The sequence below is a fragment of the Flavihumibacter petaseus NBRC 106054 genome (genome assembly GCF_000974785.1).
Classification (GTDB): Bacteria; Bacteroidota; Bacteroidia; order Chitinophagales; family Chitinophagaceae; genus Flavihumibacter; species Flavihumibacter petaseus.
Map to the genome: position 1 here is coordinate 704,255 of NZ_BBWV01000001.1, position 17,446 is coordinate 721,700.

A 17,446-nucleotide genomic window follows, 5' to 3' on the forward strand; every position below is an offset into this window, starting at 1 on the left:
ACAAAAGACAGAAAAGGCCGCCTCAAAAGCAATTCTGAGACGGCCTCTTAATATCGCGTGGTTTTTCAGCGCCCTACGGCGGAAATTATTGCTGCACAGAAAACACGTACCGGGAATGTGTGCTGTAAGTCTTTCCCGGCTCCAGTACAATTGACGGGAACGAAGGTTGGTTCGGTGCATCAGGATAATGCTGTGTCTCCAGGCAGAAAGCAGTACGGAAATCATCTTTCGCGCCACTCTTGAATGTATTCTTTCCCTGCATGAAGTTGCCCCCATAGAACTGAAGCCCCGGTTCGATCGTCCAGGTTTCCATGCGGATACCGCTCTGATCGCCGATGGTCACCGCAGCCAGGCGCAGCGTGCCGGCATGCCCTTGTAACACATAGTTGTGATCGTAGCCTTTGCCGAAAGTAAGTTGCTCATCCTTTACCTCCAGTCTTGACCCGATTGTGGCAGGCTTACGGAAATCAAAAGGTGTTCCTTCCACTGCAGCGATCTTACCCAGCGGGATCAGGGTGCTGTCTACCGGCGTATAGGCATCGGCGTTGATCTGCATCACGTGGCTGTTGATGGTGCCGCTGCCTTCTCCATTAAGGTTGAAGAAGGCATGGTTCGTGAGGTTCACTACCGTCTTCTTGTCTGTAGTCGCCTCATAGCTGCAGTCGAGTGCGTTATCGGCCGTGAGGGTATAGGTTACTTTCACTTTGAGGGTGCCGGGGAATCCTTCCTCACCATCCGGGCTGGTATAGGTCAACTCGAGACTGCTGTCACCCAGTTGCTTCGCATCCCATACCACCGCCTGAAAACCCTTCTTACCACCATGCAGCGTATTGGGGCCATTGTTGGTGAAGAGTGTATACTGAACAGAATCAAGCGTGAATTTGCCATTGGCAATGCGGTTGCCCACCCGGCCAATGGTTGCACCGAAATAGGGCTCAGTTGAATTTAAATAGTCACTGGCAGTAGCAAAGCCAACCACAACATCGCGGCTTTTGCCGTCTTTCGCAGGAGCTTCAAGCGACACAATGCGACCGCCATAATTGGTGATGGCGCAGCGCAGGCCTTTGCCGTTGCTGAGCTGGAAAAGCTGTGCCGTTTTGCCGTCAATGGTGGAATCGAACGCAGGTGTCATGTTGTTGTTGGATGTACTGGTGGGACTCTGGCAAGCAATGCAGCAGGCCACCAGCGCGGTTAAGCAATGTTTCATGAAAGCTGATTTGTATTTTCCTTGTAATGCAGTTCCGACAGCCCGCGTAATCTTTCCGCAGCCCACTCCGGTGTCACATCCCGTTGAGGATTGGCCAGCATCTCGTAGCCCACCATGAATTTCTTGACGGTGGCCGAACGCAGCAGCGGCGGATAGAAATGCATGTGCCAGTGCCAATGCGGCTGATCACCACTGTTCACCGGCGCCTGGTGCATGCCGGCGCTGTACGGAAATGAAATATTGAACAGGTTGTCGTAGCGGGTAGTAAGCTTCTTCAGGATATCGGCCAGTGCAGTCACTTCATCTGCCGTAAAGCCAAGCACATCGGTTACGTGGCGCCGTGAAATGATCATGGTCTCATAAGGCCATGTCGCCCAGAAGGGCACCAGTGCAACAAAATGTTCATTGGTGGTAACGATCCTTTCCTGAAGCGCCATTTCCTTGTCCAGGTAATCGCTTAACAGGCTTCTGCCTTTTTCCCGGAAATGGGCTTCCTGCCGGCGGTTCTCCTTATCGATCTCCAGGGGAATATGGGACGAAGCCCAGATTTGCCCATGCGGATGCGGATTGCTGCAACCCATGATCTCACCCTTATTCTCAAAGATCTGTATGTAGTGGATGGCCGGATCAGCTGACAGCATACGGAATTCCTCCTGCCACAGCCGGATCACGGCTTTGATTTCTTCTACAGTCAGCTGCGGAAGCGTGAGGTCATGCCTGGGAGAAAATCCAATCACCCGGCAGGTTCCTTTTTCCGAAGCAGCAATCAGCAAGCCATCGTCATTCAGGCTGCCATCGGGCGTGTCTGCGAGCAGTGCAGCAAAATCATTGGTAAAAGCGAAAGGGCCATCAAACTGCGGATTCACGGCACCGTCGGCCCGGCGATTGCCCGGACACAAATAACAGGCAGGATCATACGCAGGCCGGTTGTCGGGCGGCAGCGTTTCCACCTTGCCCTGCCAGGGTCTTTTCGTACGATGAGGGGAAACCAGGATCCAGTCACCCGTCAGGATGTTAAACCGGGTATGGGGATGTTCCCGGAAAGAAAAGTCTGTTGTCATATTTTGGAGGTACCGTTGCCGATGCTGATTACATATGCAGGAAGATCCTTACCGGTATGTTCACCGTACTGGTGCGCCATATCAGCGATGAGTTCTTCCACAGCATCAACAGCAACGAGGTTGATGGTGCAGCCGCCAAATCCGCCTCCCATCATGCGTGCACCGAGTACACCGGGATGATTGCGGACGCGGTCCACCAGGAAATCAAGTTCAGGACAGCTCACTTCATACAGGTGGCTGAGACCATGATGGGTCCGGAACATCTTCTCACCGAAAGCTTTCATATCACCGGCCTCCAGGTCGTTACAGGCACCCAGCAGCCGCTCTTTTTCCTCTACCACATAACGGCAACGCTGATAGATCAGCGTGTCTTGCGGAGCGACGTAGCGGTTCAGCATATTCAGGTCGGCATCGCGGAGACTTTTTACTTCGGGCAGGTGTTCCCGGATCATGGCTACTCCGGTTTCACACTGGTTCCGGCGCAGGTTATACTCACTGGAACCCAGGGAATGCTTCACATTGGTGTCGAGCAGTACGATCCGGAAACCATCCATGCTGAACGGGATATAGGCAAAATCGAGACTGCGGCAATCCAGGCGGATCACATGGTCCTTTTTCCCGAACATGCTCGCAAACTGGTCCATAATGCCACAGTTCACCCCTACAAAACGGTTCTCCGCGGCCTGTGCCGCCTTCACCATAGTCAGGCGGTCGAGGCCGAGTGAAAACAATTCGTTCAATGCAAATGCGGTTGCACATTCCAGTGCAGCAGAGGATGACATACCGGCACCCAGCGGTACATCGCCGCCGAAAACCAGGTTAAAGCCGCCCAGCGCATATCCCATACCCCTGAGTTGGGAAACTACGCCCAATACATAATCGGGCCAGTTGCCGGTAGGCAGCAGGGCGTCCAGGGAAGCGAGGTGACTGTCAGGGAAATCGTTTGCATAAAGGTGAATAACATCATCGTTCCTGCGGGAAACAGCAACAGTTGTTGCCTTGTCAATAGCAGCGGGCAGAACGAATCCATTGTTGTAGTCAGTATGTTCACCAATCAGGTTCACGCGTCCGGGAGACCGGACAATTACAGCGGCATTACCAAATCTCTCAGAAAAAACCGTCCGTATGGCTTCGGCCGTTGATGGCCGTGTGGTTGTAGTTGTGCTCATGGGCAAATTTACATCAAAAAGACCCACCTCTCCCCTCCCATGGAAATGGGAGGGTCTGATGGTGGACGACTGCTTGTCTGCTCTTAAAAAAATCTATTATACTATTCCTTAGCCCGGACGCCTGCAGCGGCTTCTTCCAGGTAACGGAAACTATTGTTTACGGGTTGAAATCCTCCATTCAGAAAACGCAGGTCAACAATTCCTGTCAGTCGCGGGGAAACCGTGACATTGTTATAATGAGTATGCAGCACATACTGCCACTGCCCCTTGCTGTTTTTGAAAAGATCGCCATGGCCGGTGCCATTGATGCCCAGCTGTTGCCGGCTGATCAGCGGGCTATTTTGCAGCTTGGTCCACGGACCCATCGGACTCTTGCTGGTGGCACATCCTACGGCATAATCCTTATTCCGGAAATCGTTTGCAGAGTAGAACAAAAAATAGGTACCCTGTTCCAGTACCACGGTAGGTCCTTCCGTTACTGTCCAGTCGCGGTTTTCCGTATTCTCCCAGGGCTCTGTCGCGCTGAGCACCGGCTGCAGTGTTTCCGGAAAGATATCCGAAAGGTCGGGTTTGAGTCTGGCAACGAAGAGCCGGTTGCCCTGCTCCAACCGCACATGATAGAGATAGAGCTGCCCGTCGCGATCCTCAAAAATATAGGGATCGATTTTTTTTCCGTCACCGGCCAGGTGCTTTTGAACCGTCTGCCTGAATGGACCGAGGGGACTGTCACCAAAGGCGATGGCTATTTGCTCATCTGCCGTATAAGCCATATAAAACCTGCCACGGTAGGCGAAGAGCTGCGGTGCCCAGAATCCTTTTTCACCGAATGCTTCCCCTTTGACCAGTGCATACCCGTTATTTTTCCCGGCAGGTGCAGACCATTTTTTCAGATCTGAGGATACCTGTACCGTAAATCCTTTCGCAGCATTACCTGTACCGTACAGGTAATATTTCCCATGGTAAGGGAATATAGTGGGATCCGCCAGCCGGATAGTATCTGTCGTTGCAAAACATTGCAGCGACAAGAGCAGCGCAGCTGCCAGGATCCGGTATGACCTGCGGGGTATCAAGGGGCTGTGGCAGTTAAAGACCTGATGACTTTCACTTCGTCTTCCCGGTATGGCTTGCCATCTCTCCGGAAGATATCGTGGAACCACAACGGTGGCTCACTGTTATACTTTTTCGTCCAGCTGTCCCACGGATAGATGGTTTGGCTCTTGCCATCCACAAATCCCCAGTTGTACATGCCGATATTATATTTCTTACCGATGGGCAGGGACCCTTCAAATGTGCTGCCATTGGGCCTTGCCATGTACTCCGTACAGAGGATCGGTTTCCCGTAGGGCTCCAGGTAAGAGATAAGCCTTTCAAATTTGGCAGCGCTGTCATAGCTATGGAAAGAAATGATGTCTGACTCGTCGATCTGCAACTTCTGCATCCTGTCGAGACTGTCATAAACGGGATAATTGCCTTTCCAGATGCCGGAGGTAAGTGGCTGGCTGGGGTGCTGGCTGCGGGCCCATCCGAAGGTTTTTTTCAGAAGCACCAGTACATAATCCACTTTATTGGCGATCTCCACTTTTTCATACGCGGCACCGGTCATATTGTCCGGTTCATTCCAGAGATCCCACCCCAGAATGCGGTCATCTTCAGCAAAGCGCTTAACCGTTCCCTTTACATAGGCTTCCAGGCGCGGATACTGGGAGGAATCTTTCAGGGCTGCCTGACCGGGACTTTGCACCCAGCCTGAATTGTGCGTATAAGGTTTGGGGTCACGTTGTTTGCCGGTTTTCGGAAAAGGATCCCAGCAGGAATCGAAGAAAACAAACAGTGGCCGGATCTTGTGCCGGGAGGCGATATCCAGGAATGTGTCCATTCTCTGGTAAAAGCCCAGTGAATCCTGCTGGTGCAGGAGGTCGTGGAGGAATACCCGCATGGTATTCATGCCCAGGCTTTGGGCCCAGCCCAGTTCCCGGTTGATCGTGGCGGTATCAAAAGATTCCGCCTGCCACATCTCCAGTTGATTGATCGCATTGCTGGGCAGGAAATTGGCACCTACCAGCCAGCCCTGGTGAGCATACCAGGCATTGGCCTGTTGCTTTGTCCAGATCTGCCTTTCACCGCCAACCACCACGGGCCTGCTGTTGTCAGCGTCACTCCCCGATTCTGCGGGACGGTCACCAATACCGCAATTGCTTAGAAATAGAATTACCAGGAGGCAAACAAATACGTTGAAGCAAATTCTCATACCAATCCAATTGTAAATGGAACTTTGCACAAATAAACTTAATCCCGCCCCCAAATCATGTGCAGATTGTATCAATGATTGAGCAGAATGTATCAACTTTGCCGCATGCGGATTGATATTGTTTCCATAATACCCGAATTGCTGGAGAGTCCCCTGAACCATTCCATCATGAAAAGGGCACAGACAAAGGGATTGCTGGAAGTGCACGTACACCACCTGCGGCAGTGGGCGGTTAACGAATATGGTCAGGTGGACGACTACCAGTATGGCGGAGGTGCAGGCATGGTCATGATGTGTGAGCCGCTTGCGAATGCCATCGAATCATTGGGCCGCGACCGGAAATACGATGAGATCATCTATATGACACCTGATGGCAAACAATTTGACCAGAAAACCGCCAACCGGCTGTCTCTCGGTGAAAACCTGCTGATCATCTGCGGACATTACAAAGGAATCGACCAGCGTATCCGCGATCATTTTGTGACCCTTGAACTTTCTGTCGGTGATTATGTGCTGAGCGGCGGAGAACTTGCTGCCGCAATCGTAACAGATGCTGTCGGCAGGCTGCTGCCGGGTGTGCTGAATGATGAGACCTCCGCCCTGACCGATTCTTTCCAGGACGACCTCCTTGCACCACCGGTGTATACCCGTCCCGCCGATTTCCGCGGCTGGAAGGTGCCGGATATTCTGCTTAGTGGTGATCTCAGGAAAGTGGAAGAATGGCGGTACGAACAGGCGGTGCTGCGCACGCAGGAGCGACGGCCCGACCTTTAGGAAAAGCGCGCAATTCTTTTCACGCAAATGGTTTTTTGCTCGTCAGTTGAGTCGCTGGCGCTCCTTTCCCGCAATGGTGTATTTTTTCCCGCAAAGCACGCAAAGATGCAAAGGCGCAGAGAAGAATTTAATCGTTATTGGTGAAGGTATTTCGTGCGCGATATTTGCAGGTCAGAAAGGAATATTCTATTTTTCTGGTGTGCTGTTTGTTTTCTCTGGAGTGTTGTTTGTTTTTCTGAAGTGTTGATTGATTTCACTGGTTGTTTCCTGATCATCTGATTGTGTTGGTGAAATTGAGGTGCCTGACCACCCTTTGATTACTACACTTCTTTCCGATTTGCATTATTGTCATAAAACCAACAATACCCTTCCTGTTATGAAAAAATTTCCATTGGTTCTTGCCATGCTGATTGTTTTCAGCGTCGCCTCGGCGCAACAATCGGCTGCTTCTGAACTGGTTAAAGAAGTTGAAGCTGCAGAAACACTAATGTTCAGCCAGATGAATTATGAACATGCTGCTGAATACTTCAAAAATCATGTTTCCAAAGATTTTATCACCATCAATGCGGATGGGGTGATGGCCAATAAACAGGAGGCGGCCGCCGATACTGCCCGACTGAAAATGACCGGCAGCGCACAACTCAAAATAGTAGAAAGAAAGATTCGGGTGTACGGCACCGTTGGCATCTCCACCGGCCGCGCCCAGGCATATGTTAACGGAACAATGGTCGTTGAATTCCTGTATACGGCAATCTTTGTGAAAGAAAACGGGGACTGGAAATACACGGGGTGGCAGGGCACATTATCAAAAGACTCGCCCCATATCGCCCCGCCGCCTTCCGGAAAATAGGCTTTCCTTTCTTGCAGCAACAAAATCAGAACTTTCTCACAGCAACAACATCAGAATTCTTGCAGCAACAGCATCACCCTGTCGCTGCAAGAATTCTGCCTTTCATTACGTGCAATTTCCAATACTTCATCCTTCTTCTCTGCGCCTTTGCATCTTTGCGTGCTTTGCGTGAAAAAATACACCATTGCGGGAAAGGAGCGCCAGCGACTCAACCGAAGAGCAAAAAACCACTTGCTTGAAAAAACTCCCTGTGTGAAAACCGATAGCGACCCGCACCCTCTACCCGTATCAAAGAAAAAATCCTTATGCGGGAAATACAGTATCTTAGAACCTCATCCCGCGAGCAATGGCTGAAATCAATGCCACCATTCTGATTCCCGACATCAGCGGCTTTACGGAGTTCATGTCAAACACTGAACTCAGCCATGGCACTATGGCCATCAATATGCTGATCGATGCAATCGTCAAGACAGTAAACGACCGTTACGAAGTTTCTGAGATCGAAGGCGATGCCGTACTGCTGATCAAAAAAGATCCTGCTCCTTCGAAGGACGAAATGACCGCTCTATGCCTGGAGATCTTTCAGGCCTTCCATTTTCAGCGATTGTGGATGCAGCAACATACGGTTTGTCCCTGCCGGGCATGTATGGCCCTGGAAAACCTGTCCCTCAAGTTCATCGGACACCACGGACTCCTGGCAGAAATGCGGGTAGGCAGGTTCATCAAACATTCAGGACCGGAAATGATTGTGGCACACCGTTTACTGAAAAATGGCATCGGCCATCACGAATATGTTTTGCTGACGGACAACCTGCTGCAGCACATGCAGACAGCAGAACAGGAAACCGCTGTCATGAACTGGCAACAGGCTTCAGAAGAGCTGACCACCCTGGGCAAGATCGACTACTCCTTTGCCTTACTGACGGAAATAAGAGAACAACTGCCACCCCCGCCAGACCCGGTGGTGTACTATGAAGAATACGAAACGCCCTACCAGGATTTTCCGGTCGCTGCCGATTTCCAGGACGCGTATATGAGGGTGATGAATATTCCGGACAGGGCCTCGTGGGTGCCCGAACTTCAAAGCGTTGAACAGGAATTTGCCCATGTCTTTATCGGCAGTAAACATGTTGCGCGGTATACAGACGAAACCGTCACGATCTCTCCCGCTAAAATGCTTCCGGGTGCCGAACAGATCATTTATGCAGAGATCTGGAAGCTTGAAAAAGCCGGCATTTCCATGATCCTGGAACAGGTATTCACCCGCCTTTCCCAGGGCAATTCGCTTCTTCAATTGAGATTTCTCCCCTTCGAACCCGGAAAATCCCGCCAGGATATTGATGAACCGACAGTAGAATGGCTGGACAGGCACCTGGATGCCTTTGGCAACGCCCTTGCGGAAATGGTGACAAAATAGCCGGCAACCGCCTTCTCAGTGTTCCATAATGGATCAGACACTGTACCATAAGCGTACACTGCCGATCCCTGCCGAATCGCAACCGGTTCATTTTCAACCCTTCGCAAAACCGGTCCAATTCTTTCAGCCTGTTTCTGCGATGCCAAAAACCCACTTATGCTGCTGAACTACATCAAGGTCGCCTGGAGAAATCTCGCCAAAAGCAAAGGCTACAGCCTGATCAATATCGGCGGACTAGCCATCGGTATGGCTGTCGCGATCCTTATCGGTCTCTGGATCTGGGACGAACTTTCTTTTGATAAATACCACTCCAATTACGATAAGCTGGCCCGGGTGATGCAACACCAGACCTTCAACGGCAAGGTGGGCACCCAGTTTGCCAACCCGGCTGTGACCGCACAGGAGATCCGCAACAAATATCCCAATGATTTCAAGTGGGTACTGCAATCTTCCTGGAACTTCCAGCATACGCTTGCAGTGGGACAAAAAAAACTGCTGAAGGAAGGTTCCTTTTTTGAACCGGGTGTAATTGAAATGCTCGGCCTGCAGATGCTCAGGGGCGACAAACAGGCTTTAAAAGATCCGTACAGCATTGTGCTTTCCCGTTCTGTCGCCACCGCATTTTTTGGTGACAATAACCCGATGGGCAAAACCATGCGCCTGGACAACAAGACTGATGTCAAGGTCACCGGCGTGTATGAAGATCTCCCGCATAATACGAGTTTCCGCGAACTGAAATATATTCTCACCTGGGACCTTTACCTCAGCAGCAACCCATGGATCCAGAAAATGGAAAATCCCTGGGGAAGCAACTTTACGCAGACTTTTGCTCAGGTGGCAGACAATGCCGACATGGAAAAAGTGTCGAAGAAGATCCATGATGTCAAACTGAACGCGCTGCCGGCGAATGACCGGAATTACAAGCCGGTGATGTTCCTCCATCCCATGAAAAAGTGGCACCTGTACGCCGATTTCAAAGAAGGAATCAATACAGGCGGAAGAATTGAATACCTCTGGCTCTTTGGCATTATCGGTGTTTTTGTACTGTTGCTGGCCTGCATCAATTTCATGAACCTCAGTACGGCGCGTTCAGAAAAAAGGGCCCGCGAGGTGGGTGTGCGAAAAGCTATCGGCTCCGCACGGAGCCAGCTGATCGGCCAGTTCTTCAGCGAATCATTTGTGGTGGTGATCCTGGCACTGGTACTTTCCATCCTGCTGGTCATATTATTCCTTCCCTACTTTAATCAGCTGTCCGATAAAAAACTGGCAGTGCTGTGGACGAATCCGTACTTCTGGCTGCTGAACCTTGCTGTCTGCCTGTTCACCGGTCTGATAGCCGGCAGCTATCCTGCTTTATATCTTTCCTCCTTCCAACCGGTGAAAGTGCTGAAAGGGACTTTCCGAGCCGGCCGTTTTGCCTCCATCCCGAGAAAAGTACTGGTAGTGTTGCAGTTCTCCGTTTCAGTGATCCTGGTGATCGGTACCATTGTGGTATACCGACAGATACAGCATGCCAAGAACCGGCCGATTGGATACAACAAGGACAGCATGGTCTATGTATCCACTAACGATATCATACATACGAAATTCGAAGCAATCCGGCATGACCTGAAAGCGAACGGAACAATTGTTGAGATGGCCGAATCCGGCAGTCCCGCTACTGAGGTCTGGAATTCCAATGGCGGCTTTGACTGGGAAGGAAAGGACCCGAACTTTTCGGTTGATTTTCCCAACAACGCCGTGTCCTATGATTTCGGAAAAGTATTGAACTGGCAGATCAAGGAAGGTAGAGATTTCTCCCGTGATTTCGCCTCGGATTCTGCGGCATTCATCCTGAACGAATCCGCCGTAAAATTCATTGGTTTTGAAAACCCGGTCGGCAAAACACTCATCTGGGAAGACAAACCCTACACGATCATTGGAATAGTGAAAGACATGCTGGTGGAATCCCCCTATGCACCGATCCGTGCATCACTCTGGCATATGACCAAAGACGCAGAGAATGTGATCACCTTGCGCATCAATCCCAAAAAATCGGCATCCGCGGCAGTAGCTTCCATAGAGAAGACATTCGCACAATATGATCCGTCCACCGCTTTTGAATTCCGGTTTGTAGATGATCAGTTCAACCGCAAGTTCGGAGAAGAAGAAAGAATCGGAAAACTGGCAACCTGTTTTGCGGTACTCGCAATTCTCATTTCCTGCCTTGGATTGTTTGGCCTTGCTTCTTTTGTGGCAGAGCAGCGCACCAAAGAGATCGGCGTACGCAAAGTGCTTGGTGCGAGTGTAGCCAACCTCTGGCAGATGCTATCGCGCGACTTTGTACTGCTGGTAGTAATCGCCTGTATCCTGGCGGTTCCGATCGCCTGGTACGGTATGTTCCACTGGTTGCAGAAATATGACTACAGAACGCCAATCAGCTGGTGGGTTTTTGGAGCAGCGGTATTCGGTGCCCTGTTCATTACCTTGCTGACAGTAAGCTTCCAGGCGGTAAAAGCGGCCAGGGCCAACCCGATCAAAAGCCTGAGGACGGAATAGACTGTGGCATAGTTCCTGCAAATCGCGGAATAAAGTCCGCATGTTAAGCTGGAGACTATTCCTGGTAACCGTATTTATTCTCGCCTGCCTTAGTTTACCAGCACAGCAGCCCTATGCAGTTATTGCCGGAGGCAGCAAAGGAATCGGGTTCGCCGTTGCCGAAGCCCTCGCCAAAAGAGGCTTTAACCTGGTATTGATCGCACGGCATGAAGACGGACTGATCAAGGCAAAAGACTTTCTGACGAAAACATATTCCATAAACGTGGAAACGTTGCAGCTTGACCTCGCTGACTCCGCCAGCGCCCTTCGGGTAAGGGATTTCTGCCTCGAAAAAAAACTGCCGGTTAAACTCCTGGCCAATGTTGCCGGGCTGGGTGGAACAAGAGATTTCGGAACACTGCCGATAGACTCCTTACGATATATGATTCACCTGAATGTGGAATCAACGGTAGTACTCACTTATGTGATGATTCCGCTACTTGAAAAGCAAAAGCCGGCATATATTCTTAATGTTGCCAGCATGGCTGGCTTTGCACCCATTCCCAGCAAGAACCTGTACTCCACCACTAAAGCAGCGGTCGTTGCTTTCAGTTATAACCTGAGATATCAGCTGGAGGATCGTGGCATCAGTGTAACCTACCTGGCGCCGGGTCCGGTATTTACGAAGCCCGAAATCATTGAAACGACCAAAAAGAATATGGGCTGGGTAGGAATGCAGATGGCTGTTAAGCCTTCCAAAGCAGGAGAGGCAGCTGTCAGGAGAACATTGAAAGGAAGAATGGTGGTGGTTCCCGGAACGCTTGCTTTCGGTGCCTCACAATTGTTAAGGATCCTGCCCAAACGATGGAGTTCCGGTATTTATAACCGCCTTGATAAAAACAAACAGGGTGACTAAAGAAAAAGGGAACCAATGGTTCCCTTAATCATTATTGACCGTCTGTCTCTATTTCTTTTTGCTTTCCTTATCGGAAAATTTATCCTTGTCACTATCCTTTTGTTCGGATCCTTCTTTCGCTTTGGCACCCATGTTGCCGAAATCCGATTTCTCTTCCACTCCTTCACTTTGATTGTATTGCTGGTGAGAAGCACCAAATTGATTTCCCTTGGGTTGTCCACCCTGGTCCTGGCGCATTTCATTGCCCTGCTGGCCCTGAGATGACTGGCCGCTTTGACTACTTTGTCCACTTTGTCCACTTTGTCCACTTTGACTACTTTGACTTTGACCACCCTGGTTGCTTTGGCTGCTGCCCTGGTTACCCCAGCTCTGACTGCCGCCGTATCCTCCCTGGTTACCCTGGCCGCTGTAACCCTGGTTGGAATAACCCTGGTCACCATAACCCGGGCCACTTCCAAAAGACTGGCTTCCCTGGCTCATGTTGCCATGCTGACTTCCCTGGTTGTATCCCTGGCTGCCATAACCCTGTTGACCCTGCTGGCTGTTCCAGTCACGGTCCTGTGATCCCGATTGTCCGCCATACTGACCCTGGTTGTGCTGACCCCCATATTGCTGCTGACCACCATATTGCTGACCGCCATATTGCTGACCGCCCTGGTGCATGCCGCCATACTGATGTTCTCCACCGTATTGCTGGTTACCCTGGTTGCCACCATATTGCTGGCCGCCCTGATCTCCGTATTGTTGATTGCCCCAACCCTGTGACCTGTTCCCCTGGTTACGGAACTGAGAATTACCGAATCCTTCATTTTCACGGTAGCCCATATGTGTATTGCCTGAATTCTGGTTACCACCAAACTCCTGGTTGCCACCAAATCCACGATTGCCGATGCTTTGGCTGCCACCATAACCCTGGCTGCCGCCACGGTTACCATGGCCGCCATAGCCACCCTGGCTTCCGTAGCCACCTTGTCCGCCATAATTGCTTTGGCTGCCATAACCCTGCTCTCCACCCCATTGCTGGCTGCCGCCGTATCCCAGGCCACCCTGGTTGCGTCCACCCTGGCCCTGGCTACCGCCCCAGCTCTGGTTTCCTCCATAGCCCAGTCCTCCTTCTCTTTGGTTCCAGTCCTGGTTTCCTCCCCAACCCTGGTTGCCCCTGCTCTCCTGGCCAAACCGCCCGGAAGCGCCATAATCCCTGCCATAATCCTGTCCCCATCCTTGCTGGTAACCCCGGTTTTCACCACGGTAACCACCACCATAGAAACGATCATCTTCTTCATTACGGCCGCCACCATATCCTCTCTCGGAGTTGCCAAAATTCCTGTGGCCGTACTCCCTCCTTCCGGAAGACTGACCATAGTCATCGTCCTCATTGTCATAACCTCCCCAGCCGCGATTGCTGCGGGGACGCATGCCGGAATCATCAGAATATTCATCCTGGTAATCTTCACGTCTTTCATTCCGGTAATAGTCACTTTCCTGTCGGTCATCGTATCTTCCAAGGCCGCTATTGCGGGACTCGCGGCCACCTGACGGCCTGTCCTCCCTGCCTTGTTCATACTGGCTTGATCTGAACTTTTTCATAACAATCGTTTTTTCTTTTTTAATGAATGTTTCAGGTTGAAAGCAGCATAAATTCCATACCATCCATGCTATCGGAAAGCCTGTTGCTACGTGTAGATGGGCTTCTACATCACGACTGGCAAATCCCTCCCCGATTCCGGTGTTTTCCCCATCATGCTGTCTTTCTTAACGCTTTACCTTTTTGACAATTTTTTCGATCGCCTGGGCTGAATCAAGGTGCATGTGAAGTACCGGCAATGTCTTCTGGATAAAGGCACGTATATCCGCATCTTTGGTTTTGTCGCTATACTTTTCAAACAAGTCAATGGTTTTTTTATGATCACTGACCATTTGATCCATATACTTGCGGTCAAACTTATTACCCTGGAGTTTCGCCATGTCATCAGCATGTTCCGGAGCCGTCTCAGCAGGAAGGGTTACATTCCTTCTGCCGGCCATTGTCTCTACTTCCCTGTTTGCTGCCTCATGATCGCGGATCAGCACGCCAGAGAAGCGTTTCACGTCTTCGCTCAGGCCTTTCTCCTGGCCCATGCGCGCTGCAGTAACTTCATGCCGGCCTCCGGCAGCAGCGCGTACGAGAAACTCGGCACCGTCCTTATCCGTACTTACTGTATCCGTTCTGCCAAGTGTGGCCGTTGACGAATCACGGTTAAGCAAACCCGAATCATTTTTTGTAGTCTCTTTTGACTCATTCGCAGAGTCCGCGTCATTCACGGCCTGCCTTGTTTCATTGTTACAGGCGGCAGCGAGTACCACACAGGCTGCCAGCATCAGGTTGTTTTTCATACCAAATGATTTTATTGATCCGGTCAGAAATTATGGTGCCATCCGGAATAACGGGGCTTTTGGTATGCTTTATGTTGCCTTTTCTATACGATTGTTCGTCAAATAAAGCCTATGATGCTCCTTCATTTTGAATGCAGGTTCAAAATCAACACACAAGTATATGATGCCATCATATACCCTTCAACGGCTGTAGACCAAAGTGGATTCCCGCGTTTTTTCCGGGTTCTGCTCAATGGAGCACCTTTTGGAATGCTGATGCGTACAGAACAGCACTGGCAGTGTCCGGCAGAACGCCCCCACTACCTGATTGAAGAAATTGGCGAACAGATCACCCTGTGGTACCAGTCCCTCACCGGCAATATTGTTCCCTCCATTCTTAAGAGTGTTTAAACTTCTACATTTTTTGTGCTGGGCATGAATATTTTATTCCCCAGTAAAAAAAGTCATGAAACACATTCGTATTGGTTACCTCCTGGTTACCACCTGGCTTTTGGCCATCACAACAGAAATTTTTGCCCAGGATAAGATCGTAATTGACAAAGATCAGGCCGCCGGCTTCCTGGAAAGAAACTGGATCTGGCTAAGTATTGTTGCGCTTGCAATTCTGATCATCATTTTTTCAGGGTCAGGACGTCGCCGTGCATCCACAACCACCACCACCAAAGTCGTAAAGGATGATGTGGGCAACGTGACAAGGGTGGAAACCACAAAGACCAGTGAATAATAAATAATGCAAAGTGAAAAGGATACTGATCATAGATGATGATCCGGACATATGTTTCCTTGTAGAACGGCTCCTACAGCATCAGGGTCATGAGACCTTTTCGGTCAACCATCCGCGGAAGGCGTTACAGCAACTGGAGAAAACAGCCTACGACCTTGTCATTACCGATTTCCGGCTCGAAAGCATGGACGGTAATGAACTTATGGCAAGGATCCGATCAAAATATCCCATTCCCGTAATTGTAATTTCCGGATATAATAATGTGCGCAAAGCTGTGGAAAGTATCCGCGGCGGCGCATATGACTTCATTCTTAAACCGATAGAAGCCGACCAGTTGCTGACTGTTGTCGAAAGTGCCCTTGCAGCACCGCCACCAGCCATCAGCCCCGATTCTGCCGCACCTGTAAGTACCGGTCAGGCGGCCCCGGAACTTGCAGGATTCAGTTCCGGCCACTACCTGGTTGGAGAAAGTGAAACCTTCCGTAAAATCATGCAACAGATCAAACTGGTTGCCTCTACCGATTACAGTGTAATCCTTTATGGCGAAAGCGGAACCGGCAAAGAAGCCATAGCCCGGGAGATTCACCAGAGCAGCGGTAGAAAACAGTTTCCCTTTGTAGCGATCGACTGCGGGGCATTGTCCAACGAACTCGCCGGCAGCGAGCTGTTCGGCCATGAGAAGGGCGCCTTTACCGGTGCTGTTGGTCAGAAAACAGGAAGCTTTGAAGCAGCGAGTGGTGGCACCATTTTTCTCGATGAAGTGGCGAATCTTTCCTATAGCATCCAGGTATCGTTGTTAAGGGTACTGCAGGAAAGAAAAATCCGGCCTGTCGGTGGCATGCGTGAAATTGAGATCGATGTCCGCATCATCGTAGCCAGCAACGAACGCCTTTGGGCCAAATGCCGGAACGGCACCTTCAGGGAAGATCTATTCCACCGCCTTAATGAATTTAATATTGAAATACCGCCGCTCCGGGACAGGAAAGGGGATATTCCGTTGTTTGCCCGTCATTTCCTCAAACTCGCCAATAGTGAACTGAACAAAAACATCCTCGGCTTTTCCGAAGATGCGCTCGGCACACTCGTACATTACGATTGGCCCGGCAACCTTCGTGAATTACAAAATGTTGTAAAGCGCTCGGCCTTACTCAGTGAGAATGAATGGGTCACTGCCGATGCGCTGCCCCAGGAAATCACGAACCCCGGGTTGCGACAGCCAATACTGGAACAGGAACAGTCCATTCCCGCCAAAGCGCGTACTGAATCACCGCCGCCCGAAAAATACCGGTCACTGAAACTGTCCTCTATTGATTACGAATACGAACTGATCCAGAAAACCCTCAGGGACAACAACAACAACAAATCAAAGGCAGCCAGAATATTGAATATCGACAGAAAGACGCTTTACAACAAGATCGCCCTGTATGAAGAATTGCTGCGCAGGCGCGCAACGGGTGATGAGCCTTCCTGACGATTTCACACCTGAAGCTGGCATCGGTTTTTTAATCTCCGTTTTATGAAAAAGGAACTTCCATATGCGAAAGCAGAACTCAATAACGCCGTGATCACGGAACTGGAACATCCGATTCATGTGATGTTTCATGTCAGTTTCCCCGACGGCTATGAAAACATTTTTTTTACAGATCCGGAAAGCGGCAGGTGGCTCGAACAGGATCTCGGCCCAACTGATCTTGCAGAAGCCATCGGCCAGCTGACTGCCTGCCAGCCGGACCTGGAAAAATCCCTCCGAAAACTCAGGTGGATCAGTGAAATCCAGTTGGGCAGGAATATCCTTTTTGGCTTCCTGCAGTTCAACCTGTCGCAGTTCAACGCATTTGAGATCTATCATGCCAATCACCGATACCTGTTTACAATCGTCCGCATCAACGACGCTTTATGGCAGGTATTCCGGCCCGAAAAAGACGCCGACTGGAATGACAAGGATGATCTGCTGCAATGGCTGCCTGAAATTCTGGAGGCCCATAGTTTTTAAACAACGGTTATGGAAAATATAAACAGCGAAGCAAATGACATCCTGAACGACCTGATCGAAATCAATAACGAGGGGATGGACCTCAAAACAGCTATTACGATTGATGTCAGGGCACTGATAAAAAAACAAAAAGTTGAGTTGAAAAGCATTCACGATAAAATCAGGCTGTTGAGAGACAGCCATAAATAAATTTCAGC

Annotated in this window: 17 protein-coding genes; 10 read left to right on the top strand and 7 right to left on the bottom strand. The window is 50.4% G+C overall.

Features of this window, described 5'->3' with window-relative positions; translation table 11 throughout:
- Window positions 1-85 precede the first annotated feature (85 nt).
- From FPE01S_RS02950 to FPE01S_RS02970, 5 genes are all read right to left on the bottom strand, one after another.
- Entirely contained in the window at window positions 86-1,207 is a 1,122-nt protein-coding gene (locus FPE01S_RS02950; RefSeq protein WP_046367408.1) for an aldose epimerase family protein, read from the bottom strand.
- Window positions 1,204-2,268 carry a UDP-glucose--hexose-1-phosphate uridylyltransferase gene (locus FPE01S_RS02955; RefSeq protein ID WP_046367409.1) on the bottom strand — a complete coding sequence of 355 codons (1,065 nt, stop codon included), beginning with the start codon at window positions 2,266-2,268 and terminating at the stop codon, window positions 1,204-1,206. The genes FPE01S_RS02950 and FPE01S_RS02955 overlap by 4 nt, the downstream gene beginning before the upstream one ends.
- Window positions 2,265-3,437 (bottom strand): galactokinase, encoded by a 1,173-nt coding sequence (gene galK / locus FPE01S_RS02960; protein WP_046367410.1) that lies wholly within the window; start codon window positions 3,435-3,437, stop codon window positions 2,265-2,267. Before galK ends, FPE01S_RS02955 begins: the two co-directional genes overlap by 4 nt.
- Window positions 3,438-3,538: 101 nt before the next feature.
- Window positions 3,539-4,507, bottom strand: a complete 969-nt coding sequence (locus FPE01S_RS02965) for a glycoside hydrolase family 43 protein (protein ID WP_217998160.1) — start codon at window positions 4,505-4,507, stop codon at window positions 3,539-3,541.
- Window positions 4,504-5,685, bottom strand: coding sequence for a glycoside hydrolase 5 family protein (locus FPE01S_RS02970; RefSeq protein ID WP_046367411.1), 1,182 nt, complete (start codon window positions 5,683-5,685; stop codon window positions 4,504-4,506). The genes FPE01S_RS02965 and FPE01S_RS02970 overlap by 4 nt, the downstream gene beginning before the upstream one ends.
- Window positions 5,686-5,790: 105 nt before the next feature.
- On the opposite strand from FPE01S_RS02970, the gene trmD reads away from it, so the two are divergent.
- From trmD to FPE01S_RS02995, 5 genes are all read left to right on the top strand, one after another.
- Window positions 5,791-6,459 (top strand): tRNA (guanosine(37)-N1)-methyltransferase TrmD, encoded by a 669-nt coding sequence (trmD, locus tag FPE01S_RS02975; protein ID WP_046367412.1) that lies wholly within the window; start codon window positions 5,791-5,793, stop codon window positions 6,457-6,459.
- 376 nt (window positions 6,460-6,835) lie between these two features.
- Complete coding sequence (locus FPE01S_RS02980; protein ID WP_046367413.1) at window positions 6,836-7,309, top strand: nuclear transport factor 2 family protein; 474 nt, start codon at window positions 6,836-6,838, stop codon at window positions 7,307-7,309.
- Between the two features lie 346 nt (window positions 7,310-7,655).
- Window positions 7,656-8,726, top strand: a complete 1,071-nt coding sequence (locus tag FPE01S_RS24585) for a DUF2652 domain-containing protein (RefSeq protein WP_052955466.1) — start codon at window positions 7,656-7,658, stop codon at window positions 8,724-8,726.
- A 156-nt stretch (window positions 8,727-8,882) separates the two neighbouring features.
- Entirely contained in the window at window positions 8,883-11,264 is a 2,382-nt protein-coding gene (locus FPE01S_RS02990) for an ABC transporter permease (protein ID WP_046367414.1), read from the top strand.
- 40 nt (window positions 11,265-11,304) lie between these two features.
- Window positions 11,305-12,159, top strand: a complete 855-nt coding sequence (locus tag FPE01S_RS02995; protein WP_052955467.1) for an SDR family NAD(P)-dependent oxidoreductase — start codon at window positions 11,305-11,307, stop codon at window positions 12,157-12,159.
- 48 nt (window positions 12,160-12,207) lie between these two features.
- Here FPE01S_RS02995 and FPE01S_RS03000 read toward each other — a convergent pair whose 3' ends face one another.
- On the bottom strand, window positions 12,208-13,746 hold the full coding sequence (locus FPE01S_RS03000) for a hypothetical protein (RefSeq protein ID WP_046367415.1): 1,539 nt from the start codon (window positions 13,744-13,746) through the stop codon (window positions 12,208-12,210).
- Window positions 13,747-13,911: 165 nt separating this feature from the next.
- Window positions 13,912-14,532 carry a DUF4142 domain-containing protein gene (locus FPE01S_RS03005; protein ID WP_052955468.1) on the bottom strand — a complete coding sequence of 207 codons (621 nt, stop codon included), beginning with the start codon at window positions 14,530-14,532 and terminating at the stop codon, window positions 13,912-13,914.
- Window positions 14,533-14,643: 111 nt separating this feature from the next.
- On the opposite strand from FPE01S_RS03005, the gene FPE01S_RS03010 reads away from it, so the two are divergent.
- The 5 genes from FPE01S_RS03010 to FPE01S_RS03030 are packed head-to-tail and all read left to right on the top strand — an operon-like array spanning window position 14,644 to window position 17,438.
- A complete protein-coding gene (locus FPE01S_RS03010) occupies window positions 14,644-14,922 on the top strand; it encodes a hypothetical protein (RefSeq protein WP_046367416.1) in 279 nt (92 codons plus the stop codon).
- Window positions 14,923-14,977: 55 nt separating this feature from the next.
- Window positions 14,978-15,256, top strand: a complete 279-nt coding sequence (locus FPE01S_RS03015) for a hypothetical protein (protein ID WP_046367417.1) — start codon at window positions 14,978-14,980, stop codon at window positions 15,254-15,256.
- A gap of 13 nt (window positions 15,257-15,269) precedes the next feature.
- A complete protein-coding gene (locus FPE01S_RS03020; protein ID WP_046367418.1) occupies window positions 15,270-16,727 on the top strand; it encodes a sigma-54-dependent transcriptional regulator in 1,458 nt (485 codons plus the stop codon).
- Between the two features lie 45 nt (window positions 16,728-16,772).
- On the top strand, window positions 16,773-17,249 hold the full coding sequence (locus tag FPE01S_RS03025; protein ID WP_046367419.1) for a hypothetical protein: 477 nt from the start codon (window positions 16,773-16,775) through the stop codon (window positions 17,247-17,249).
- 9 nt (window positions 17,250-17,258) lie between these two features.
- The gene (locus tag FPE01S_RS03030) at window positions 17,259-17,438 is read left to right on the top strand and encodes a hypothetical protein (RefSeq protein ID WP_046367420.1); all 180 of its coding nucleotides are present in this window, start codon (window positions 17,259-17,261) and stop codon (window positions 17,436-17,438) included.
- Window positions 17,439-17,446 lie beyond the last annotated feature (8 nt).

Coding starts and splice junctions, on each gene's coding strand:
- FPE01S_RS02950 (WP_046367408.1), bottom strand. CDS start 1,207: ATGAAACATTGCTTAACCGCGCTGGTGGCCTGCTGCATTGCTTGCCAG.
- FPE01S_RS02955 (WP_046367409.1), bottom strand. CDS start 2,268: ATGACAACAGACTTTTCTTTCCGGGAACATCCCCATACCCGGTTTAAC.
- galK (WP_046367410.1), bottom strand. CDS start 3,437: ATGAGCACAACTACAACCACACGGCCATCAACGGCCGAAGCCATACGG.
- FPE01S_RS02970 (WP_046367411.1), bottom strand. CDS start 5,685: ATGAGAATTTGCTTCAACGTATTTGTTTGCCTCCTGGTAATTCTATTT.
- trmD (WP_046367412.1), top strand. CDS start 5,791: ATGCGGATTGATATTGTTTCCATAATACCCGAATTGCTGGAGAGTCCC.
- FPE01S_RS02980 (WP_046367413.1), top strand. CDS start 6,836: ATGAAAAAATTTCCATTGGTTCTTGCCATGCTGATTGTTTTCAGCGTC.
- FPE01S_RS24585 (WP_052955466.1), top strand. CDS start 7,656: ATGGCTGAAATCAATGCCACCATTCTGATTCCCGACATCAGCGGCTTT.
- FPE01S_RS02990 (WP_046367414.1), top strand. CDS start 8,883: ATGCTGCTGAACTACATCAAGGTCGCCTGGAGAAATCTCGCCAAAAGC.
- FPE01S_RS02995 (WP_052955467.1), top strand. CDS start 11,305: ATGTTAAGCTGGAGACTATTCCTGGTAACCGTATTTATTCTCGCCTGC.
- FPE01S_RS03000 (WP_046367415.1), bottom strand. CDS start 13,746: ATGAAAAAGTTCAGATCAAGCCAGTATGAACAAGGCAGGGAGGACAGG.
- FPE01S_RS03005 (WP_052955468.1), bottom strand. CDS start 14,532: ATGAAAAACAACCTGATGCTGGCAGCCTGTGTGGTACTCGCTGCCGCC.
- FPE01S_RS03010 (WP_046367416.1), top strand. CDS start 14,644: ATGATGCTCCTTCATTTTGAATGCAGGTTCAAAATCAACACACAAGTA.
- FPE01S_RS03015 (WP_046367417.1), top strand. CDS start 14,978: ATGAAACACATTCGTATTGGTTACCTCCTGGTTACCACCTGGCTTTTG.
- FPE01S_RS03025 (WP_046367419.1), top strand. CDS start 16,773: ATGAAAAAGGAACTTCCATATGCGAAAGCAGAACTCAATAACGCCGTG.
- FPE01S_RS03030 (WP_046367420.1), top strand. CDS start 17,259: ATGGAAAATATAAACAGCGAAGCAAATGACATCCTGAACGACCTGATC.